A 16494-nucleotide genomic window follows, 5' to 3' on the forward strand; every position below is an offset into this window, starting at 1 on the left:
CTGGATGTCCGGCCATGCGGCCGTACCCTCTATTTGAACACGTTCAAACTCCGCGACCGACCCCGGGCTCTACATCGCCACCTCACCACCAGGCCGGGGCGTCACATCGTCCTTCGCGCTCACATCGCCGCACCCCGCTGAGTGAGTTGCCTGTGCTGGACGAGGTTGATGACCCAGCGTGGCCTGCGTTTCGAGAGGAGCTTGGCACCAGTACGGTGCCGGTCGAAGTGGTGCCTGTCGTTCCGGACCGGGGGCGCGCCGCCCGCCTTCAGTTGAAGGACACAGCAGAGGCATATCTCGGCGCCGTGACACTGCCCTGCGGGGGCCCCTTCCTGGAGCGCGAGTTGGCTGCGCATCCTTGGCGGTCCCACGGCCGCCCATCCTCGAGCGTTCTCCGATGTGGCGCCGGTAATTTGCTTCCCGGCCAGCCCCGATGCCGCCTGGCGACCCGAGAACAGCCTGGCCATGGGCTATGACACCGGCCCATGAGAGCAGTCCTGCGGGTTGTCCTGGAGGTGAACCGGGTTGACACGGGCCTCATACCGCCGCCCGAACCGCCTGTGCACCTGCCGGTCCTGGTGACCGGCGCGCGAGAGCGTTGTTGCGTCCCACTACCGCCCTGTGAGGAGATCCCGTGCTCGAAGGCTTCGGCGAGGCGCTCGCGGATCAGGAGTATCACCTGCCGCTGCCCAGCGTGGCCGACCCCGGGCCGCGCTTCGCTCCTGGCGAGGTGCCGCCGGGCCTGCGCAGCCGCGCCCAGGGCATCTGGACGGTGTGGGGCGGTGAGCGGGCCGGGCTGCTCGCCGAGTAGGGCTGGCAGATCCACGTGTCGGCGCGGTTGGACAGGGCGCAGCACATGCTCGACACGTTCGCCGGGATCTGCTTTTTCCGAAGGCGTGCCCTTCAAGCACCTGAGCGCCCGGCCGTTCTTCCTGTTTCTCCATCACAAGCACGCCCTGCGAGCCCAAACGGGCAAGTTCTGCGCCGTCTACCCGCCGGACACGGCGACCGCGCGCCGGCTGCTGGAACGCCTGCGTGACGCGCTCGACGGGGAGGAGGGACCGTATGCCCTCGGCGCCGCTGGCAGCGGGCCCGGGCCGCCGCGGGCGCTGCCCGCCGACGGAAGGTTCTGCCGCCGGCTCGGTGAGCGGGTCGGACGGGAGTGGCCGGGGCCGCTGGCAACAACCGACGGCGGTCCGCTGACCTCCTGGGTGGGCAGCATTATCCGGCTGCCCCGCGAGGCCGGCGGGCCCAACCGGCAGGGCCGCCAGCGCCTTCTCCCCCTCGTAGCCGCCGTCCAGGGGGCCTGCGCTCGCACGACGAGCGTCAGATTGAGCAGCTCGCCCTCGCACAAACCTGGGCAACGAAGGTGGCGTTTCCGCGAGCTGCTCGGTGACGCTGTGGGGTTCCCGGGCCCATCTGGACCACGGGCCCCAACTTGACGGCACGGCGAGGTGGGGTCACACGTATGACCGCACGTGGGTGTGACGCAGCGTCGTTCGACGCCCGCGCCCGGTTCGTCTCCGACGGAGCCCGATTCTCCAGATCAGGCGGCGTTATCTGAGCAGCACGTCGACGCGGCCATCGCGGAGGCGAGCAAGTCGCAGGCCCGCGCCTTCGCGGGCTCAGTGGGCGCGCGTTCCCTGCCCCGACCTGAGTGACCAGTCGGCCCGGATCGAAGGCTCCCGGCTTATCGCCTCTGCCAAGTCGCAGCACCGAAGCCGCTGCGCCGGGCCCGGGCACTGGCGATGCCCGGTCAGCGGATGGTCGTGGGAGGTCGTCCGGTCAGCCCAGCGACGCGCTCGCCGCGCGCAGGTCGTCCAGGGCCGCCAGGGTGTACTCGGCGAAGTCGTCCTTGCCGTCACGGTCGCCCTCGGCCCATTCGGCGTATCCCCGCTTGAAAGCGAGGACTCCGAGTTCGCCCGCGAGAGCTGCTGTCGGATCGGGTATGCCGCGGGCGACCAGAGCGGTTGTCATCGCGGCCGCGAGACTCACGCTCTTGAGGGCGTCACGCTCCTGAAGCTCGGCGCTGGCGGCGACGGCCGCCTTCAGACGAGGGGCGAGCTCGCGACTCTCAGGGACCATCATGCCCGCCGCGCGCACGAGGCCGGCGGCGACCGCCTCAAGCGGGCTGGCGTCAGCGGGCGCACCGGCGATCCCCTCGGCCAGCAGACGGCTCAGCGTCTCCTGTCCGGCCACCAGCAGCTCGCGTTTGTCGGGGAAATGCCGGAAGAAGGTGCTCTTGGTGACTCCGGCGCGCTCGGCGATCTGTGTGACCGTCGTGGCGTCGTATCCCTGCTCGGTGAACAGGTCGACTGCCGCTACGACGAGGCGTTCACGTGCGCCAGGTTCCCATCTGCCCATGGTCACCATCATAAGTGATGGGACTCTTGTCTCATCACTGCGGTAGAGTGACGGGACAAGAGTCCCATCACTTGTGAGGAGCTTTCCATGCGCGTATTCGTCACCGGCGGGACCGGCCTGATCGGGTCCGCGGTCGTCGCTGACCTCCTCGACAACGGCCACACAGTCCTCGCCCTCGCCCGCTCCGACGCATCCGCGCGGGCCGCCGAGGCGGCCGGCGCCGAGCCGCTCCGAGGAGCTCTCGCCGACCTGGACACCCTTCGCGCCGGCGTCGCCCGGACGGACGGGGTGATCCACCTTGCGTTCGCCAACGACTTCAGCAGCCCCGACGCCCTCGCGGAGGGGATCACGGAGGAGGGGGCCGCCCTCGCGGCCATCGGCGAGGAACTCACCGGCAGCGACCGTCCCTTCGTCACTGTCTCGGGTACGCCCTCCGCGCCGGGCCGTGTATCCGTCGAGGCCGACCCGGTGCCGACGGACGGGCCGGTCGGGGGTCGCGGTCGCGCGATCATGGCGGCCCTGGGCCTGGCTTCGCGCGGGGTGCGGAGCGCGACCGTACGGCTGCCGCGCACCGTGCACAACCAGGGCAAGGGCGGGTTCGCCGGCCTCCTGACCGACATCGCCCGGCGGACCGGTGTGTCCGGCTTCCCGGGCGACGGCACACAGCGCTGGCCGGCCGTGCACGCGCTCGACGCGGCGGTTCTCTTCCGGCTCGCCCTGGAGCAGGCGGAAGCCGGTACGTCTTGGCACGCCGTGGCCGACGAGGGAGACCAGGTGCGTGACATCGCAGCCGTCATCGGCCGACGGCTGGGCCTGCCGGTCAAGTCGGTGCCGACGGAGACTTACGGCCCCCTCGGCCCGATCTTCGCGAGCGACCAGCCCGCGTCCAGCGCCCACACCCGGCAGACGCTCGGCTGGGAGCCGAAGCACCCCAGCCTTCTGGAGGACCTGGAGAACATCCAGCCCTGACCGGCGGGGGAAGACGTGAGATGCCGGCTGCCGGCCTCACGGACCGGCAGACGTACATGCCGTTCGGTCACGGGTGGATCTACCCCGTCGGCGGCAGCACTTTCAACGTCGGTCTCGGCACCTTTCAGGTGGGCACAAACCGGACGTGGACCACCGGCGCATGCTGGAGGAGTGGACGCAGCGCTTGCCCCCGGCGTGGCATTTCGACGAGGCGTACGCCACCAGCCCGGTCCGTGGAGCTCCCCTGCCGGCCTGTTTCAACCGGCACCCGCAGTACACACGGGGCGTGCTGCTGACCGGCGATGCCGGTTTGGATGATCAACCCGCTCAGCGGCGAGGGCATCGACTACCCCATGGAATCGGGTCGTCTTCAGCGCTGAAACCATCACCCGTGCTCTCGCCCAGCCCACCGCCGGTCAGTACGCGTCGGCGTGGACGGGCAAGAGGTGGTAACCGCCCCCGTGGAGGGCGACATGGCCGGCTGTGGGCGGGGCGAAATGGGTGCCCAGGACGAGCGTGTCCGTGCCGGCGAGGGAGGCGAGCAGAGCACGGCGCGAGGTCTCGGACTGCAGGGGGTCGATGTCGACGCACGCGCCGATGGCGGGGTGGGCGAACTGGACGGGGTGATGGATGCAGTCGCCGGTGATCACAGCCGTCCGGCCGTGGCTGGTCAGTTGGACGGCGACATGTGCGGGGGTGTGGCCGGGGGTGGGGAGCAGGCGCAGGCCGGGGACGATGTCGGCACCCTGGGCGGGGACGCCGACGAGGTCGAGCAGCCCCGCCTCCTCCACCGGGATCACGGAGTCCCGGAACATCTGCGCGCGTGCCTCGTCCATGTCGTATCCGGCCCAGAACTCCCGCTCGGTGCGGGTGGTCAGGTAGCGGGCGCGGGAGAAGGTCGGAAGCCAGTCGCCGTCCGCCTTCCGCGTGTTCCAGCCGACGTGGTCGGCGTGCAGATGGGTGAGGATCACCAGGTCGATCGAGTCCGGGGGGAATCCGGCGGCCGTGAGGTTGCGGAGGTAGTCGGTGTTCAGGTCGTGCCAGGCCGGGTTCGCCCGCTGCTTGCCGTTGCCGATGCCGGTGTCCACCAGAATCCGCAGGCCGCCGAGCGTGAAGGCGAAGCTGTGGCTGTCGATGCGGAGGGTCCCCTTGTCGTCGGCGAAGTGGGGGTGGAGCCAGTCCTGCGCGGCGACGAGGTCCGGGGTGGCGTCGGGCAGCAGCCAGGGGCCGGTGGCGGGCGGCAGGGGGGTCTCGTCGATGCGGTGGACGGTGACGTCGCCCACGGTCCAGGAGGGGACAGCCGTCGGGTGGGTAGCGGGTGCGGTGCTCATGATCGTGCTGTCCTTCGAGTCTCGTCAGGGAACGTCGTCGCGTGGGGCATCGCTGAATGCGGTACCGGTGCGTGTGGTGCCGGTGCATGCGGTGCCGGTGCATGTGGTGCCGGTGTGCGGGGCGCCGGTGTGCGGGGTGCGGTCGGGTGGGGTGCCCGTGGGTGGGGTGCGGTCGGGTGGGGTGCCCGTGGGTGGGGTGACGTCGGGTGGGCGGTGGGCTGGGCTGCTTCTCGACGCGCCGAGTGCGGCCAGTGCCGTAACGGCGAGCAGGGCGGCGGCGACGGCGTAGGCACAGGCGGTGGTACGCAGCCCGCAGTGCCCGGTGGCGGCACCCGCGGCGATGGCGGGCAGGCTCATCGAGAGGTAGCTGAGGACGTAGTAGGCGGCCAGGGTCCCGGCGCGGTCCTGCTCGTCGAGTGAGGCGAGTGTCATGCGCAGTGCGCCCTGGGAGACGGCCCTGAAGGCGAAGGCGGTCCCGGCCAGGGCAGAGCGCCGGCAGGCAGGACGGCCAAGGCTGCCGCCCGCAGCGACCGGCGCCCGGCGTCGTCCGGCGCAGTGTCCACACGGTCACGGTGGCCGCGGCGGTGAGCGTGAAGAAGACCATGCCGCCGGCCTCCCGCGGGTCGCCGGGGCCACCAGGTGCACGAGCGCCGGCCCGAGGGAGGAGTAGAAGCCGCCCAGGTACCAGACGGCGACGACGCCGGTGCCGGACGCGAGCAGGACGCCGGCGGCCATGCCCGCCACCGGGGCGATGCTGTTGGTCAGGGCGGACCGGCCGGGACTCCGGGGGTCCGCCAGGTCGAGGATTGCCGCGCCCGCGGCCTTGGTGGCCGCGCCGGTGGCCGCTCCCTGCACGACGCGGGCGGCGATCAGTGCACCGGCGCCGTTCGCCGAGGCCAGCAGCACCACGGGGGCGGCCTCCAACGCCAGGGCGCCGACCAGAACGGGGCGTCGTCCCAGGTGGTCGGAGAGCGCTCCGGTCGGGAGCAGGGCCGGCAGCTGGGTTAGGGAGTAGGCGCCCAAGACCACCGTGACGGTGAGCCCGGACAGGTGCCAGGCGTCCTGGTGGTGGGGAGATTGCGGCGTGGGTGCGCTCGATCCCGCGAGGAGCGAGGCCAGGACCGAAGCGTTCAGGTCGAGGGGCGCCGCAGGGCGGGCCGTGCGGATGCGGACGGCTGGGAAGGGTCGGGGCGCGGGTGCTCGTGGTGTGACGGTGGGCATGTACTCCTCCGCTCCTCACCGCTAAAAGCTATTCGTTTGCGTTAACCCACCGTAGACCCTACAGTGAGCTAACGCAAACGTTTAGCTTTTGTAGCTGTGGTGCGCTTCGCTACTCGGCCCGGGAATCCCACAAGCCCACGAAACGAACCCGGGAAGCCCAGCAAGCCGGGAAGCCCGCTAAGCCCCCGAAACTCCCGAAGCCCGCAAAGAAGGAAGTCCATGTCCGCCGCAGAACTCACCCCGCCCGATGCGGCCCGCTGGGCCGCCCGTGGCGGACTCTCGCTGCCGGCCGACCGCCACGCAGCGGTCGCAGCCACCGCCGACCAGATCCACCTGGTCGTCGCCGTCCTGCGCGAGCTGGACTTCGGCGACACCCCGCCCGCCCCCGCCTACCGCGCGGGAGAGGAGAGGCACGATGCAGCCGTATGAACTCACGTTGACCGCAGCCGCCGACGCGATCCGCACCCGGCAGCTGTCCCCCGTCGAGCTGACGGATTCCGTCCTGGAGCGCATCGCGCAGAGGGAGCCGCACCTTCAGGCCTACGTCACCGTCGCCGCCGACCGCGCCCGCAGCGCCGCGCGGGACGCCGAACACGACATCGCGGCCGGCCGCCACCGCGGTCCGCTGCACGGCATCCCCATGGGCCTCAAAGACCTGATCGACGTCGCGGGTTGGGCGACGACGGCCAGCTCCCGTGTACGCGCCGACCACCGCGCGCACACCGACAGCACGGTCGCCGCCCGCCTGGCACAGGCCGGCGCGGTCCTGCTGGGCAAGACCCACACGCACGAGTTCGCCTACGGCCTGACCACCCCGCAGACCCACAACGCCTGGGACACGGATCGGGTCGCCGGCGGCTCCAGCGGCGGATCCGCCGTCGCCGTCGCCGCGGGCATGGCCACCTTCGCCCTGGGCACCGACACCGGCGGATCCATCAGGGTGCCCTCCGCACTCAACGGCGTGGTCGGCCTCAAGCCGACCTACGGCCTCCTCCCCCGCCACGGCGTCACGTCGCTGTCCTGGTCACTGGACCACGTCGGCCCGATCACACGCACCGCCGAGGACGCGGCCCTGGTCCTGACTGCCCTGGCCGGACACGACCCCCGCGACCCCGCCTCCCTGTCCGCACCGGCCACGGACTACCGGCCACGGGCGGGCACGGACCTGACAGGGCTGCGGGTCGGCGTGCCGCGCACCTACTACTTCGACCACGTCGACCCCGAGACCGAAGACGCCGTCCGCCGCGCCATGGACCAGCTCCGAGACCTCGGCGCCCACCTCGTCGAGGTGGAGATCCCCATGACGCGCTACATCCAGGCCACCCAGTGGGGCCTGATGGTGCCCGAGGCCACCGCCTACCACGAGAACACCCTGCGCACGGTCCCCGACCTCTACCAGGCCGACGTCCGCATCCTCCTCGAAGCCGGCGAACTGATGACCGCCGGGGACTACCTGCGCGCCCAGCGCTCCCGCACCCTCATGCGGCAGGAATGGGCCCGCATGCTCAAGGAGGTCGACCTCATCGCCGCGCCCACCGTCCCGACCACCGCCGTCAGCGCCGGCCGGGAGACCATCACCTGGGCCGACGGCACCGTCGAAAGCGTCTCCGACGCCTACGTACGCCTCTCGTCCCCCGCCAACATCACCGGAATACCGTCCCTGTCCCTGCCCGTGGGCCACGACAGCGCAGGACTGCCGATCGGCATGCAGCTGCTCGGGCGGCCACTCGCAGAGGACGTGCTCCTGCGGGTCGGCCACGCCTACGAACAGACCCGGCCCGCCTCCGCCCTCGCACACGCCGCGTAAACGAACGGCAGGAGGCCCGCCCGCCGACTGTGCAGGGCAGGTGGGCTGGGGCCGAGCCACACAACCCGCCAGACGCAAACGGATTCGCTTTAAGATGGCCCCCATGAGCAGGCAGATGGTACGCCCCGGCGGACGCAGCGCCCGCGTCCAGGCGTCGGTACACGCCGCCGTACGCGAACTCGCCTCGGAAGTGGGCCGCGACGCCCTGACCGTACCGATGATCGCCCAGCGCGCGGGCGTCACACCGTCGACCGTCTACCGCCGCTGGGGAGACCTCCAGGAACTGCTCTCAGACGTAGCGGTCGAGCACCTGCGTCCCGAGACCGCGCCCGCGGACCACGGTGCCCTGCCCGCCGACCTTGCAGCCTGGGCCGAACAGTTCCTTGACGAGATGTCCTCCCCCGCCGGCCGCGCCTACATCCGCGACGCCCTCCTCGGAGACCCCGACGGCAGCAACGCCGGCCAGTGCTCCGCCTACGCCGCCCAGCAGATCGAACTCATCCTCACCCGCGCCCACGAACGCGGAGAGGAAACACCCGACACCGAGACCGTCATCGACCGCATCGTCGCCCCCCTCATGTACCGCATCCTCTTCCGTCCGCAGGAACTCAGCACCCCCTACGCACACCACCTCGTCAGCACACTCCTCGACCCCACCGCTCCATGACCTCTCAGAGCGTCAATCCCGGTCCGGGGAGCCCCCGGAAGGGACGCGCCGTCAGGCGCAGCTGTAACGACCTCCGCGCCCAGCTCGCCGCAACATAACGCAAGCCACACGACCGACGAACCCGACAGCTGACGCACGTAACCCGCCAGGCCTGCGGTATCAACGGCAACAGCACCAGCATGAAGATGCCGAAGGAAGTGGTGGCTGTCATGGCATGGCCGGACGGAAAGGAGTATCCCTGTGCATGCGCAACCGGGTCCTGCACGGCGGGCCTGGCCCGTTCCACCACCGCCTTGACCAGCAGGCCGATGAGCCCGCCGGCCACGGCGGTTACCGCCGCCCAGTCCGCCAGACGCGGCGCTGGGCCATGGCGTTTGGGATGAGCCGGCAGGTGCGTTCATTCCCTCTGCCTGCCCCTGGGGTCTTCAGGAGTCTGCGGGAGATGCCTCGGCCACAGGCCGGCCGCACGGCTCCGTGCTGCTGTTCGACCGCTCGCCGCGGCGGCTGCCAGGCACCGTCTCCGTGGTGGGGATGCGGGTGAAGCGGTGCCACCAGTGGTGCCGCCGGGGGTGAACAGCACGTCCCAGCCGACGGCCCAGCAGCATGTACGCCAACAACGCGCCCGTGGTATTGAGCAGGACATCATCGATGTCAAAGGCCCGCCCTGTGATCAGGGTTCCTTGCACCAGTTCCACCAGGAGCATCACCAAGCCGGTGATCAGCGCAACGCGAAGGAGGCCGCGAGCGCGGGAGACCAGCACGGGGAGGAGCAGGCCGAACGGCATACCGAGTACAACGTTGCCGCCCAGCTGCCTGACTGCGTCCCGCAGCCCCGGCCGGTCCAGGTAGGAGCGAATGGAGTCCCCCGGATGCAGGTTGGTGTGCGTCAACGGCACCGCTGCCGCGTTCGGTTCCAGTGTCAACCGGGCCAGCGCCACGGCGAAGAGGACCATCCCCACCAGAGCGAGCATCATGATCACCGCCCGAGCCCACGCAGGCAGCGGGGCTCTCACATCCGAATACCTTCCGGTTGCTTCCTCGGTGCCCTGATAGCGCGTCATCGTTCGTGCCATTTTCCCAACCCCAGTCGACTGGTTTCGGTGATCCGCCGGCCCTGTGCCGAGGATGAATGCCTTTGTTTCTCGGGCAACTCAGGCTGGCTGTGTGTGGCCGAAAAATCCGGCGTGTCCAGGCGGGAGCTGCGTCAGGATCCGGTGGAGCAGGCCCTCGTCGGCGGTCTCGGCCAGCGTGCTGAGGACTGCCGTCACACCGCGGCGGGCCTCTGCCACCGAGACGGTCTCCCTCTCGGCGACCGCCTCGACGAAGCCTTCCGGTGTCAGGGGCTCACTGGCCGGGGATCCCTCGATCAACCAGGGCACGAACGGCGGTGGCAGCAGTCCCGCCAGATCGGTGCGGTCGTCACCGACCAGATGCGAGCCCAGCACGGCCAGCACGCCCCGAGCCGCACGTGCAGCTTCTCCCTGATCGGTGTAGCGGCCGCGCTCACGGACTCTGTCAAGCAATGCTTCTTCGGATCTGTCCATTGCTGCTCCTGTCGAAGTCTGTTGAGAATCAGCCGCCGGGACCCGGTTCGGTCCGGGCTCTTCCCCGCTTGCCCGCGTTAACCGACAGCACTCAATTGATCACTCGTTCTCGTGAAATCGCGAATTGCACAAATACACAGATATGGTTGGCGGGACAAGCGATTTCTGTTTACGGGGACTGAGGCGCCACTGAGCCGAGGGGCAGTTGTGCGGGGAATGTGCGACACGGATGGCCGGACACAGGCGGGCCACAGCCCGCTGGGCTGTGGCCCGCCTGTGTCAGATCGGCTCAGTGCTTGAAGACGTCCTTCGCCGCGTCCTTGGCCTTTTCCCCGGCTTGCTTGATGTCGCCTTCGACCTGGTCCGCCTTGCCTTCCGCTTGCAGGCGTTCGTTACCGACCGCCTGCCCGACCGCTTCCTTCGCCTTGCCCTTGGCCTTGTTGGCAGCGTTGTCGGCCTTATCGGCAGTGCTCATCGAAACCGTCCTCCCAAGGACGCGCTTGTCGCGTTCCTTCGGCACCCTCTACCCGTGCTCAGGCTGCTGATGTGCGCTATGCGCCCGAACCACCCACACGGTCTCTCGTAGCCACAACGTCACGCTGAGACGGTCGAGCAGAGCCCCTGTCGGTGGTCGCCCCCCAATCAGTGTCTGTCTTCAGTGGTGAGTGAGTCCGCTACGGCCGGGATCAGCCTGGCTACCTTCGGCCTCTGTCATGCGTATCGCATGCCGCCGATGCCGGCACTGGTCCCTCCACAGGTACATGGCCGCGCTGACGGTCCGACAGCGTTGCGACGGGGGTAAGGCACCGCTTCTGATGGCTGGTCCACTGGTTGGTCAGAGCATGGCAAGCCTTGTCGACTTCCGGCGGGTGGTGCCGCCTGGCATTTCTCGGACGCGCCGCTGCGCTGTGCTGCTACAAGCGACTCGCCCGCCTCACCACGTAGGACACCGTCTTAGGCACGCGCATGATCAGACGAAGGCGGCCCGTGCGTCAGCTGAACAGCACAACCAGAGATCAGTTGGAGCGGCGTTCGGACGCCTTTTGAGCAGCTCAGGCAGTAGCCAGTGAGGCGTGGATCCGACTGACGGCACGCAGGACCTCGTCTCGGTTCTTCGCTCGCTTCATCCATGCCGGGAGGCGGGCCACCAAAGTCATCTTCTGTCCGGTGTCGTACCAGGGCGCTCGCTCTCGCAGCGACGCTTGGGCGAAACGGCGGATCAGGTCGAGATGTTCGAGGTTGTAGGCCCACAGCCACCCATGCCGAGTTTGAGTCTGGAGCCACAGCGGGATACCGAAGTACGGATCCGTCGCGGGTTGAGCTGTTCCACGGGAGAGCGTGACGAGATGACCGCTCCACACCCGTGACAGCCCGCAGCCCCGGCAGACCAGGCGTCGCGGCCTGAACAGCATCCGACCGCCGGGATCGGAATCTTCGGGTGCCAGAACGACACGAGCAGCCTGCGCACAACTGGGGCATCGCACCATGATCGAGCTGATGAAGTCGTACTCGCTGCTGCGCGGATCCCGAAACCGACCAGAGAACAAGGCCATCCGGTGAGTATGCAACTGTCCCGCAGACCAGCGCATCCCGATTCTGCCGATCACTTCCACCTCCGCCAACTGCCTCGCCCGGAGCCGGACGAAAGTTGAAGAACAAGCCGAGAAACCCTCTTTGAACTTCCCGCAAGGCCGTGTCGTCAGCGTCAGTGGACGCTGACACTGCTGGAGGTGTGGTGGCCGACCGACGTGCTCGCCTCCCAGCACCAGGAACATGCCCACATGCGCAGCGAGGGGCATCCACCGGGGCGGATGCCGGACAGTCTCAGCGCGTTGTCGGCAGTCCGAGGTCGGCGGTGTTCATGAAGTCGAGCACCTTCCGGTTGGTCAGTTCCGCGTGGTCGATCTGCGGACCGTGGCCGGTCCGGGAGATGATCTCGGCCCTTGCGCCGGGGATCAGCCGGGGCACGCGTTCGACCTGCCGGTCGGGGTGGACCAGGAGGCTGCGCCTGCCGAGCACCAGGTACAACGGCTTGCGGATGGCCCTCAGTTCGGCCTCAGTGAGAGGCTGCGGCACCGGCCGGCGGATGCGATAGGCGCGGACCCCTGTCCGGATCATGGTGCGCAGTTCCGGCACGACGAGGACGGGTTGTTCCAGCCAGGACGCGAGCCGGGGCCGCAGCGCCTTGGGGGCGAAGGTGGCAAACAGACTGGCGAAGATCCACACGAAGAAGCGCAGTCCTACCTTCTCCAGGCCTCCGGGGTCGAGCAGCGTGACCGAGGCGAGCCGTTCCGGTGCGCGGTACGCCTGGTTCAGGACGAGCCAGCCGCCGTACGACGAACCGAGGAGGTGCACTTGGTCGAGCCCGAGGCCGGCGAGTGTCTCGTCCAGCCACTGCGCGGCGCGCTCGGGTTCGTGGATAGGTGCGCGCTGCACGCTGCGGCCCGGGTCGCCGGGGGTGTCGATGGCGTAGACGGGGCGTTCGGCGCTGAGTGCGGGAGTGTTCGGGTACCACATTGCGGAGCAGGAGCCGGCTCCGTGGACGAGGACGACGGGGGTGCGCTCGCGGGCGACCGGGTCCTCGGGGTCGTAGCGGTAGACGTGCGTGGTCCCGAATGAGGTCTCCACGTCCTCCTCGCAGGACGCGGGCACGCCCAGCGCGTAGACCGCGTCGCAGGCCGCGAAGTAGCGCTCACGCCAGGCGTCGCTGACAAAGCGGCCGACATCGGGCTGGGGACGGGCTCTTGTGGGCTCGGGCACGGCCATCTCCTGGTCAGTCGGTCTTTGTGATACGAACGTACCACGAAAATGGTACGGCTGTATCATCAAAGCCGGAGGAGCGATCCGAAGAGCGGAGAGTCGAACCATGCCCAAGCGCGTGGATCACGCAGAGCGGCGCACCGAGATCGCGCAGGCCCTCGTCCGGGCCGCCGGACGGCTCGGACTGCACGCTGTGGGGATGCGCGACGTGGCGGCCGAGGCGGGCGTCTCACTGCGGCTGGTGCAGTACTACTTCGAGTCCAAGGAGAAGCTGCTCCTCTTCGGACTGCGGCATCTGGCCGGCAGGTTCGGGGAACGGGTGAGCGCCCGGGTCCGCGCCGCCGGCGACAACCCCGGGCCGCGGGCGGTGATCGAGGCGCTGCTGACGGCAGCCCTGCCGGTCGACGAGGAGAGCCGCCTGTTCCATCACCTCTACACCTCGTACGCCGTGCTGTCGGTGACCGACGAGGCCCTCGCGGCCCAGCCCTTCATCAAGGATCCGGACGCCGCCGAGATCACCCTCAGCGGGCTGCTGCAGCAGGCGGCGGACGCCGGACTGCTCCGGGCCGGTACGGACACTCACACCGAAGCAGTCGGCTTGCTGGCCATGTCCGCGGGGCTCGGCACCAGCGTCCTGGTGGGCCAGCGTGACGCCGAATCCGCCACAGCCGTCATCCACTACCACCTGGACCGGATCTTCCAGCCCTGAGGCCGGGTCGTTCGGGCTGCGGGCGGCACTGATCCGGTCGTTGGCGGGGGCGACGGCGTCATACACACGGCTGGACACGGCGGTGTGCTCTCTGGTGCCGTTGCCCTTGGAGGGGTGCGCGTTCGCGTCGAGTTCTTTGAGGCAGGCGACGAGGTTGGTTCCGGTCATCGTGACGCGGACCAGCCCGTGCCCTGCGCGCGGCCCGGTGGAGATCTCCGACACCGTGGCCTTCACGGCCCTGTTCCCGCCGTCGGGCTTGGTCTCGTTCCACTGATCCTTCGAGCACACGAGGGGGACCCGGGCGATGCCGGCGGCCTTGCTCAGCCGTTCGGCGTGTCCGGGCGGGGGTTGGGTGCAGCCACCAAGGACTGGACCACCGCCGCGCTGCTCCTCGATGCAGGCCCTGCCAGGTCGGGCATTGCGCGCGCCTCGCCGCCAGGGGCTCACCGGGCAGCATGCGGTGGTTCCGGCTGCATGAGGCTCGGGGCGTTCGTGAAGCCGACCGCTTTCGAAGCAAGCTCCGGCCCGCACGAGGGCGACCAGGTGGGGCGCGCTCACGGCCCGCCAACGGGCCTGGGCCGACTCCACCACGAGCTTGGTGGTGCGGCGCCGAGTGAGATCAGCGGGGCGTCGCACCGTAGTCCCGCGCGGTGACGCAGCAGGCCGGACAGACGAACTCATCGACTGCTCTGGTTCTACGCCTCCAGGGCGATGAGTTTGCCTGCTGCCTGAAGTCTTCCACTTCGACGCTCCCGCCCTGGTGGGGCGAGAAGCGGAGCATCCTCATGCCAGGGACGAGAGAGGGAAGCCAGAATGAGCAATCCGATTCGGCTGTACATGTCGATGTCGCTCGACGGCTTCGTCGCCGGTCCGGACGACCGGCCGGGCCAGGAGCTCGGACGCGACGGTGGACGTCTTTTCAACTGGCTCGACCACCGGGAATCCGATGGTCCCAGCGGACAGGTCTATCGCGAGGCGCTGGCGACCGGCGCGGTGATCTCCGGCCGTCGGACCTTCGAACTAGCCGGGCGTTGGCAGGGCGACCACCACGACGGTGTGCCGATCTTCGTCCTCACCCACCACGTGGACGACGGGGACGTGCCACCCGGCCATGCGCGATTCGTCACCGACGTCGAGGACTGCGCCCGTCAGGCTCGCGCGGCCGCCGGGGACCGGCCGGTCATGGTCCATGGGGCGGGCGCGGCCCAAGCGCTTCTCCGTGCCGGGCACATGGACGAGATGGAGATCCACCTGGTTCCGGTCCTCCTTGGAAACGGCCGACGACTGTTCGACCACCTCGGTGACGATCACATCGAACTCGACCTCGTCCGACGGCTCGAGGACCGAGACGTCACGCATCTCCGCTACCGAGTACGCCGGCCCAAGGAGGGTGCGTGAAGACACTCTTCGTCGCCTACCGCGTCACGGACGTGGACCACTCGTGCGCAAACGGGGAATCAACACGACCGCCCCTGCCCCTGCGGCACCGGGCCGTGGTCGCCAGGGACGACAAGCTCGCCGCCCGCTACGGAGCGACCGTGCTGGTCGCCGTCCTTTATGAGTGGCTGTGACCAGCACGGACCTGTCAGGTGTCCTGGCCGTCGATGTCGAGAGCCGTGCCGTACAGGCGGTCCACCTTCAACCGGATGACCACCCGGCGCTCGGCAACCAGCTGTTCCAGGAACGCGCCTTCGTCTTCCGGCCTGGCGGCTTGCGGGATCATCTCGAGCAGTTCCCGCCCGACCGCGTCACCAGGAACGGCCGTGCTCTCGGAGACCTCGGCCTCGCCTTCGGCGACGGCAAATGACCACACGTCTCCGCCCTGCACATGAAGCGCCGCACGCGGGTTGCGGCACAGATGTCTCACCTTGACCCGGTCGGCCGTCGTCGAGAACCGCACGATGCGGCCGTCGGGGTCCCATGTGTACAGCATGGTGGTCAGGTGAGGATGCCCGCTGCGCTTGACGGTGGCGAGTGTGCCGACCTGCTGCTTTCCGAGCAGACTGGACAGGGCATCGTCGGACAGTGGGCGAGGTGCTGGTCCTTGCGTCATGACGTGGTCAACGTCCATGGCTGCCCGGAGGTTTCATGGATGTGCAATAAAGCCGCTTTCTCAGCTGCCCGCATGGCCGGGACGCTGCTGCTGGAGGCGGCCCTCGGTCCAGTCGTCCTTCTGCTGGGTCCGGCACCGCACCGACCGGTCGCCCTGCGGTCGGGTCCGGGCTGCCGCCGCTCAGGCCTACGCGGTCGCGTAGTCGTGGAAGCCTCGGCCGGTCTTCTTGCCCAGCAGGCCGGCCTCGACCATGCGCAGCAGCAGCGGAGGCGGCGAGTACAGCGGCTCCTTGAACTCGGCGTACATCGACTCGGCGATCGCTTGCGCCGTGTCCAGTCCGATCAGGTCGGTGAGCGCCAGCGGGCCCATCGGGTGCGCGCAGCCGAGAACCATGCCCTGGTCGATGTCCGCGGCGGAGGCGAAGCCGGACTCCAGCATCCGGACCGCGGCGAGCAGGTACGGGATGAGCAGCGCGTTCACCACGAAGCCGGCACGGTCGGTGGAGCGGATGACCTGTTTGCCGAGGGCGGCGGTGACGAAGTGTTCCGCACGCCGCTGCGTCTCCTCGCCGGTCAGCAGGGACGGCACGAGTTCCACCAGGGAGAGCACCGGCACGGGGTTGAAGAAGTGGATGCCGACGACCTGCTCGGGACGGGCCGTGGCCATCCCGAGCTTCATGATCGGGATGGAGGAGGTGTTGGAGGCGAGGACGGCGTCCTCGCGCCGTACGACCTTGTCGAGGGTGGCGAACACGTCGACCTTGAGCCGTTCGGTCTCGGCGACGGCCTCGACGACCAGGTCCCGGTCGGTGAACTCGCCGAGGTCGGTGGTGAAGCGCACCCGGGCGAGCGCCCGTTGGCGGTCCGCGTCCGACAGCTTTCCGCTGCTGACGCCGCGTGCGAGGGACCGCTCCACGCGCCGTCGCCCGGCGGCCAGTGCGTCCGGGCCCATCTCGGCGACGAGAACGTCCAGCCCGGCCCTGGCGCAGACCTCGGCGATGCCGGAGCCCATCAGTCCGGCGCCCACGACGCCGATTCGGCGGATGGTGTCCATACGGTCGTTCGTCCCT

Annotated in this window: 21 protein-coding genes and 2 pseudogenes; 11 read left to right on the plus strand and 12 right to left on the minus strand. The window is 69.3% G+C overall.

What is annotated here, in order from left to right; translation table 11 throughout:
* Nucleotides 1-14 precede the first annotated feature (14 nt).
* The 4 genes and pseudogenes from AC0B9F_RS10895 to AC0B9F_RS10910 all read left to right on the plus strand — a co-directional run bounded on the left by AC0B9F_RS10895 (nucleotide 15) and on the right by AC0B9F_RS10910 (nucleotide 1442).
* Nucleotides 15-476: a DUF2625 family protein gene (locus AC0B9F_RS10895; RefSeq protein ID WP_472001036.1), complete on the plus strand. Its 462-nt coding sequence runs from the start codon at nucleotides 15-17 to the stop codon at nucleotides 474-476.
* Between the two features lie 158 nt (nucleotides 477-634).
* Entirely contained in the window at nucleotides 635-811 is a 177-nt protein-coding gene (locus AC0B9F_RS10900) for a hypothetical protein (RefSeq protein ID WP_472001038.1), read from the plus strand.
* 9 nt (nucleotides 812-820) lie between these two features.
* Nucleotides 821-874 (plus strand): annotated as a pseudogene (locus AC0B9F_RS10905) (hypothetical protein); the annotation flags it as partial.
* 22 nt (nucleotides 875-896) lie between these two features.
* On the plus strand, nucleotides 897-1442 hold the full coding sequence (locus AC0B9F_RS10910; RefSeq protein ID WP_472001040.1) for a class III lanthionine synthetase LanKC N-terminal domain-containing protein: 546 nt from the start codon (nucleotides 897-899) through the stop codon (nucleotides 1440-1442).
* 343 nt (nucleotides 1443-1785) lie between these two features.
* On the opposite strand, the gene AC0B9F_RS10915 is transcribed toward AC0B9F_RS10910, so the two are convergent.
* Nucleotides 1786-2364, minus strand: coding sequence for a TetR/AcrR family transcriptional regulator (locus AC0B9F_RS10915; protein ID WP_472001042.1), 579 nt, complete (start codon nucleotides 2362-2364; stop codon nucleotides 1786-1788).
* Nucleotides 2365-2451: 87 nt separating this feature from the next.
* Here AC0B9F_RS10915 and AC0B9F_RS10920 point away from each other — a divergent pair, with 87 nt between their 5' ends.
* A complete protein-coding gene (locus tag AC0B9F_RS10920; RefSeq protein ID WP_472001044.1) occupies nucleotides 2452-3333 on the plus strand; it encodes an SDR family oxidoreductase in 882 nt (293 codons plus the stop codon).
* A gap of 416 nt (nucleotides 3334-3749) precedes the next feature.
* Here AC0B9F_RS10920 and AC0B9F_RS10925 read toward each other — a convergent pair whose 3' ends face one another.
* The 3 genes from AC0B9F_RS10925 to AC0B9F_RS10935 all read right to left on the minus strand — a co-directional run bounded on the left by AC0B9F_RS10925 (nucleotide 3750) and on the right by AC0B9F_RS10935 (nucleotide 5885).
* A complete protein-coding gene (locus AC0B9F_RS10925) occupies nucleotides 3750-4664 on the minus strand; it encodes an MBL fold metallo-hydrolase (RefSeq protein WP_472001046.1) in 915 nt (304 codons plus the stop codon).
* Between the two features lie 24 nt (nucleotides 4665-4688).
* Complete coding sequence (locus AC0B9F_RS10930) at nucleotides 4689-5096, minus strand: hypothetical protein (RefSeq protein ID WP_472001048.1); 408 nt, start codon at nucleotides 5094-5096, stop codon at nucleotides 4689-4691.
* Nucleotides 5097-5231: 135 nt separating this feature from the next.
* Nucleotides 5232-5885 (minus strand): MFS transporter, encoded by a 654-nt coding sequence (locus AC0B9F_RS10935; RefSeq protein WP_472001050.1) that lies wholly within the window; start codon nucleotides 5883-5885, stop codon nucleotides 5232-5234.
* A gap of 219 nt (nucleotides 5886-6104) precedes the next feature.
* Between AC0B9F_RS10935 and AC0B9F_RS10940 the strand changes: the two genes are divergently transcribed.
* From AC0B9F_RS10940 to AC0B9F_RS10950, 3 genes are all read left to right on the plus strand, one after another.
* Complete coding sequence (locus AC0B9F_RS10940; RefSeq protein WP_472001052.1) at nucleotides 6105-6314, plus strand: hypothetical protein; 210 nt, start codon at nucleotides 6105-6107, stop codon at nucleotides 6312-6314.
* Nucleotides 6301-7692, plus strand: a complete 1392-nt coding sequence (locus tag AC0B9F_RS10945; protein ID WP_472001055.1) for an amidase — start codon at nucleotides 6301-6303, stop codon at nucleotides 7690-7692. The genes AC0B9F_RS10940 and AC0B9F_RS10945 overlap by 14 nt, the downstream gene beginning before the upstream one ends.
* A gap of 103 nt (nucleotides 7693-7795) precedes the next feature.
* Nucleotides 7796-8359, plus strand: coding sequence for a TetR/AcrR family transcriptional regulator (locus AC0B9F_RS10950; protein WP_472001057.1), 564 nt, complete (start codon nucleotides 7796-7798; stop codon nucleotides 8357-8359).
* 133 nt (nucleotides 8360-8492) lie between these two features.
* Here AC0B9F_RS10950 and AC0B9F_RS10955 read toward each other — a convergent pair.
* The 6 genes and pseudogenes from AC0B9F_RS10955 to AC0B9F_RS10980 all read right to left on the minus strand — a co-directional run.
* Nucleotides 8493-8714: pseudogene (locus AC0B9F_RS10955) on the minus strand (phosphatase PAP2 family protein); the annotation flags it as partial.
* A 70-nt stretch (nucleotides 8715-8784) separates the two neighbouring features.
* Nucleotides 8785-9420: a VanZ family protein gene (locus AC0B9F_RS10960; protein WP_472001059.1), complete on the minus strand. Its 636-nt coding sequence runs from the start codon at nucleotides 9418-9420 to the stop codon at nucleotides 8785-8787.
* A 90-nt stretch (nucleotides 9421-9510) separates the two neighbouring features.
* Complete coding sequence (locus AC0B9F_RS10965; protein ID WP_472001061.1) at nucleotides 9511-9903, minus strand: DUF2267 domain-containing protein; 393 nt, start codon at nucleotides 9901-9903, stop codon at nucleotides 9511-9513.
* 289 nt (nucleotides 9904-10192) lie between these two features.
* Entirely contained in the window at nucleotides 10193-10378 is a 186-nt protein-coding gene (locus AC0B9F_RS10970) for a CsbD family protein (protein WP_472001063.1), read from the minus strand.
* A 577-nt stretch (nucleotides 10379-10955) separates the two neighbouring features.
* Nucleotides 10956-11456, minus strand: coding sequence for a hypothetical protein (locus AC0B9F_RS10975; protein ID WP_472001065.1), 501 nt, complete (start codon nucleotides 11454-11456; stop codon nucleotides 10956-10958).
* 271 nt (nucleotides 11457-11727) lie between these two features.
* Entirely contained in the window at nucleotides 11728-12669 is a 942-nt protein-coding gene (locus tag AC0B9F_RS10980; protein ID WP_472001067.1) for an alpha/beta fold hydrolase, read from the minus strand.
* A 100-nt stretch (nucleotides 12670-12769) separates the two neighbouring features.
* On the opposite strand from AC0B9F_RS10980, the gene AC0B9F_RS10985 reads away from it, so the two are divergent.
* The 3 genes from AC0B9F_RS10985 (at nucleotide 12770) to AC0B9F_RS10995 (ending at nucleotide 14943) form a co-directional block, all read left to right on the plus strand.
* Complete coding sequence (locus AC0B9F_RS10985; RefSeq protein WP_472001069.1) at nucleotides 12770-13372, plus strand: TetR/AcrR family transcriptional regulator; 603 nt, start codon at nucleotides 12770-12772, stop codon at nucleotides 13370-13372.
* 813 nt (nucleotides 13373-14185) lie between these two features.
* Nucleotides 14186-14770, plus strand: a complete 585-nt coding sequence (locus tag AC0B9F_RS10990) for a dihydrofolate reductase family protein (RefSeq protein ID WP_472001071.1) — start codon at nucleotides 14186-14188, stop codon at nucleotides 14768-14770.
* The gene (locus AC0B9F_RS10995) at nucleotides 14767-14943 is read left to right on the plus strand and encodes a hypothetical protein (RefSeq protein WP_472001073.1); all 177 of its coding nucleotides are present in this window, start codon (nucleotides 14767-14769) and stop codon (nucleotides 14941-14943) included. Before AC0B9F_RS10990 ends, AC0B9F_RS10995 begins: the two co-directional genes overlap by 4 nt.
* Before the next feature lie 14 nt (nucleotides 14944-14957).
* Here AC0B9F_RS10995 and AC0B9F_RS11000 read toward each other — a convergent pair whose 3' ends face one another.
* Together AC0B9F_RS11000 and AC0B9F_RS11005 are read right to left on the minus strand one after the other, a co-directional pair.
* The gene (locus AC0B9F_RS11000) at nucleotides 14958-15425 is read right to left on the minus strand and encodes a pyridoxamine 5'-phosphate oxidase family protein (protein ID WP_472002107.1); all 468 of its coding nucleotides are present in this window, start codon (nucleotides 15423-15425) and stop codon (nucleotides 14958-14960) included.
* Between the two features lie 186 nt (nucleotides 15426-15611).
* Complete coding sequence (locus AC0B9F_RS11005) at nucleotides 15612-16478, minus strand: 3-hydroxybutyryl-CoA dehydrogenase (protein WP_472001075.1); 867 nt, start codon at nucleotides 16476-16478, stop codon at nucleotides 15612-15614.
* Nucleotides 16479-16494 lie beyond the last annotated feature (16 nt).

This window comes from Streptomyces sp. NPDC097129, assembly GCF_055668065.1.

What these genes read in the sequence shown, in the direction of transcription:
- AC0B9F_RS10895 (WP_472001036.1), top strand. Translation starts at nt 15, where the DNA reads ATGCGGCCGTACCCTCTATTTGAACACGTTCAAACTCCGCGACCGACC.
- AC0B9F_RS10915 (WP_472001042.1), bottom strand. Translation starts at nt 2,364, where the DNA reads ATGGGCAGATGGGAACCTGGCGCACGTGAACGCCTCGTCGTAGCGGCA.
- AC0B9F_RS10920 (WP_472001044.1), top strand. Translation starts at nt 2,452, where the DNA reads ATGCGCGTATTCGTCACCGGCGGGACCGGCCTGATCGGGTCCGCGGTC.
- AC0B9F_RS10925 (WP_472001046.1), bottom strand. Translation starts at nt 4,664, where the DNA reads ATGAGCACCGCACCCGCTACCCACCCGACGGCTGTCCCCTCCTGGACC.
- AC0B9F_RS10930 (WP_472001048.1), bottom strand. Translation starts at nt 5,096, where the DNA reads ATGACACTCGCCTCACTCGACGAGCAGGACCGCGCCGGGACCCTGGCC.
- AC0B9F_RS10935 (WP_472001050.1), bottom strand. Translation starts at nt 5,885, where the DNA reads ATGCCCACCGTCACACCACGAGCACCCGCGCCCCGACCCTTCCCAGCC.
- AC0B9F_RS10940 (WP_472001052.1), top strand. Translation starts at nt 6,105, where the DNA reads ATGTCCGCCGCAGAACTCACCCCGCCCGATGCGGCCCGCTGGGCCGCC.
- AC0B9F_RS10945 (WP_472001055.1), top strand. Translation starts at nt 6,301, where the DNA reads ATGCAGCCGTATGAACTCACGTTGACCGCAGCCGCCGACGCGATCCGC.
- AC0B9F_RS10950 (WP_472001057.1), top strand. Translation starts at nt 7,796, where the DNA reads ATGAGCAGGCAGATGGTACGCCCCGGCGGACGCAGCGCCCGCGTCCAG.
- AC0B9F_RS10960 (WP_472001059.1), bottom strand. Translation starts at nt 9,420, where the DNA reads ATGACGCGCTATCAGGGCACCGAGGAAGCAACCGGAAGGTATTCGGAT.
- AC0B9F_RS10965 (WP_472001061.1), bottom strand. Translation starts at nt 9,903, where the DNA reads ATGGACAGATCCGAAGAAGCATTGCTTGACAGAGTCCGTGAGCGCGGC.
- AC0B9F_RS10970 (WP_472001063.1), bottom strand. Translation starts at nt 10,378, where the DNA reads ATGAGCACTGCCGATAAGGCCGACAACGCTGCCAACAAGGCCAAGGGC.
- AC0B9F_RS10975 (WP_472001065.1), bottom strand. Translation starts at nt 11,456, where the DNA reads ATGGCCTTGTTCTCTGGTCGGTTTCGGGATCCGCGCAGCAGCGAGTAC.
- AC0B9F_RS10980 (WP_472001067.1), bottom strand. Translation starts at nt 12,669, where the DNA reads ATGGCCGTGCCCGAGCCCACAAGAGCCCGTCCCCAGCCCGATGTCGGC.
- AC0B9F_RS10985 (WP_472001069.1), top strand. Translation starts at nt 12,770, where the DNA reads ATGCCCAAGCGCGTGGATCACGCAGAGCGGCGCACCGAGATCGCGCAG.
- AC0B9F_RS10990 (WP_472001071.1), top strand. Translation starts at nt 14,186, where the DNA reads ATGAGCAATCCGATTCGGCTGTACATGTCGATGTCGCTCGACGGCTTC.
- AC0B9F_RS11000 (WP_472002107.1), bottom strand. Translation starts at nt 15,425, where the DNA reads ATGACGCAAGGACCAGCACCTCGCCCACTGTCCGACGATGCCCTGTCC.
- AC0B9F_RS11005 (WP_472001075.1), bottom strand. Translation starts at nt 16,478, where the DNA reads ATGGACACCATCCGCCGAATCGGCGTCGTGGGCGCCGGACTGATGGGC.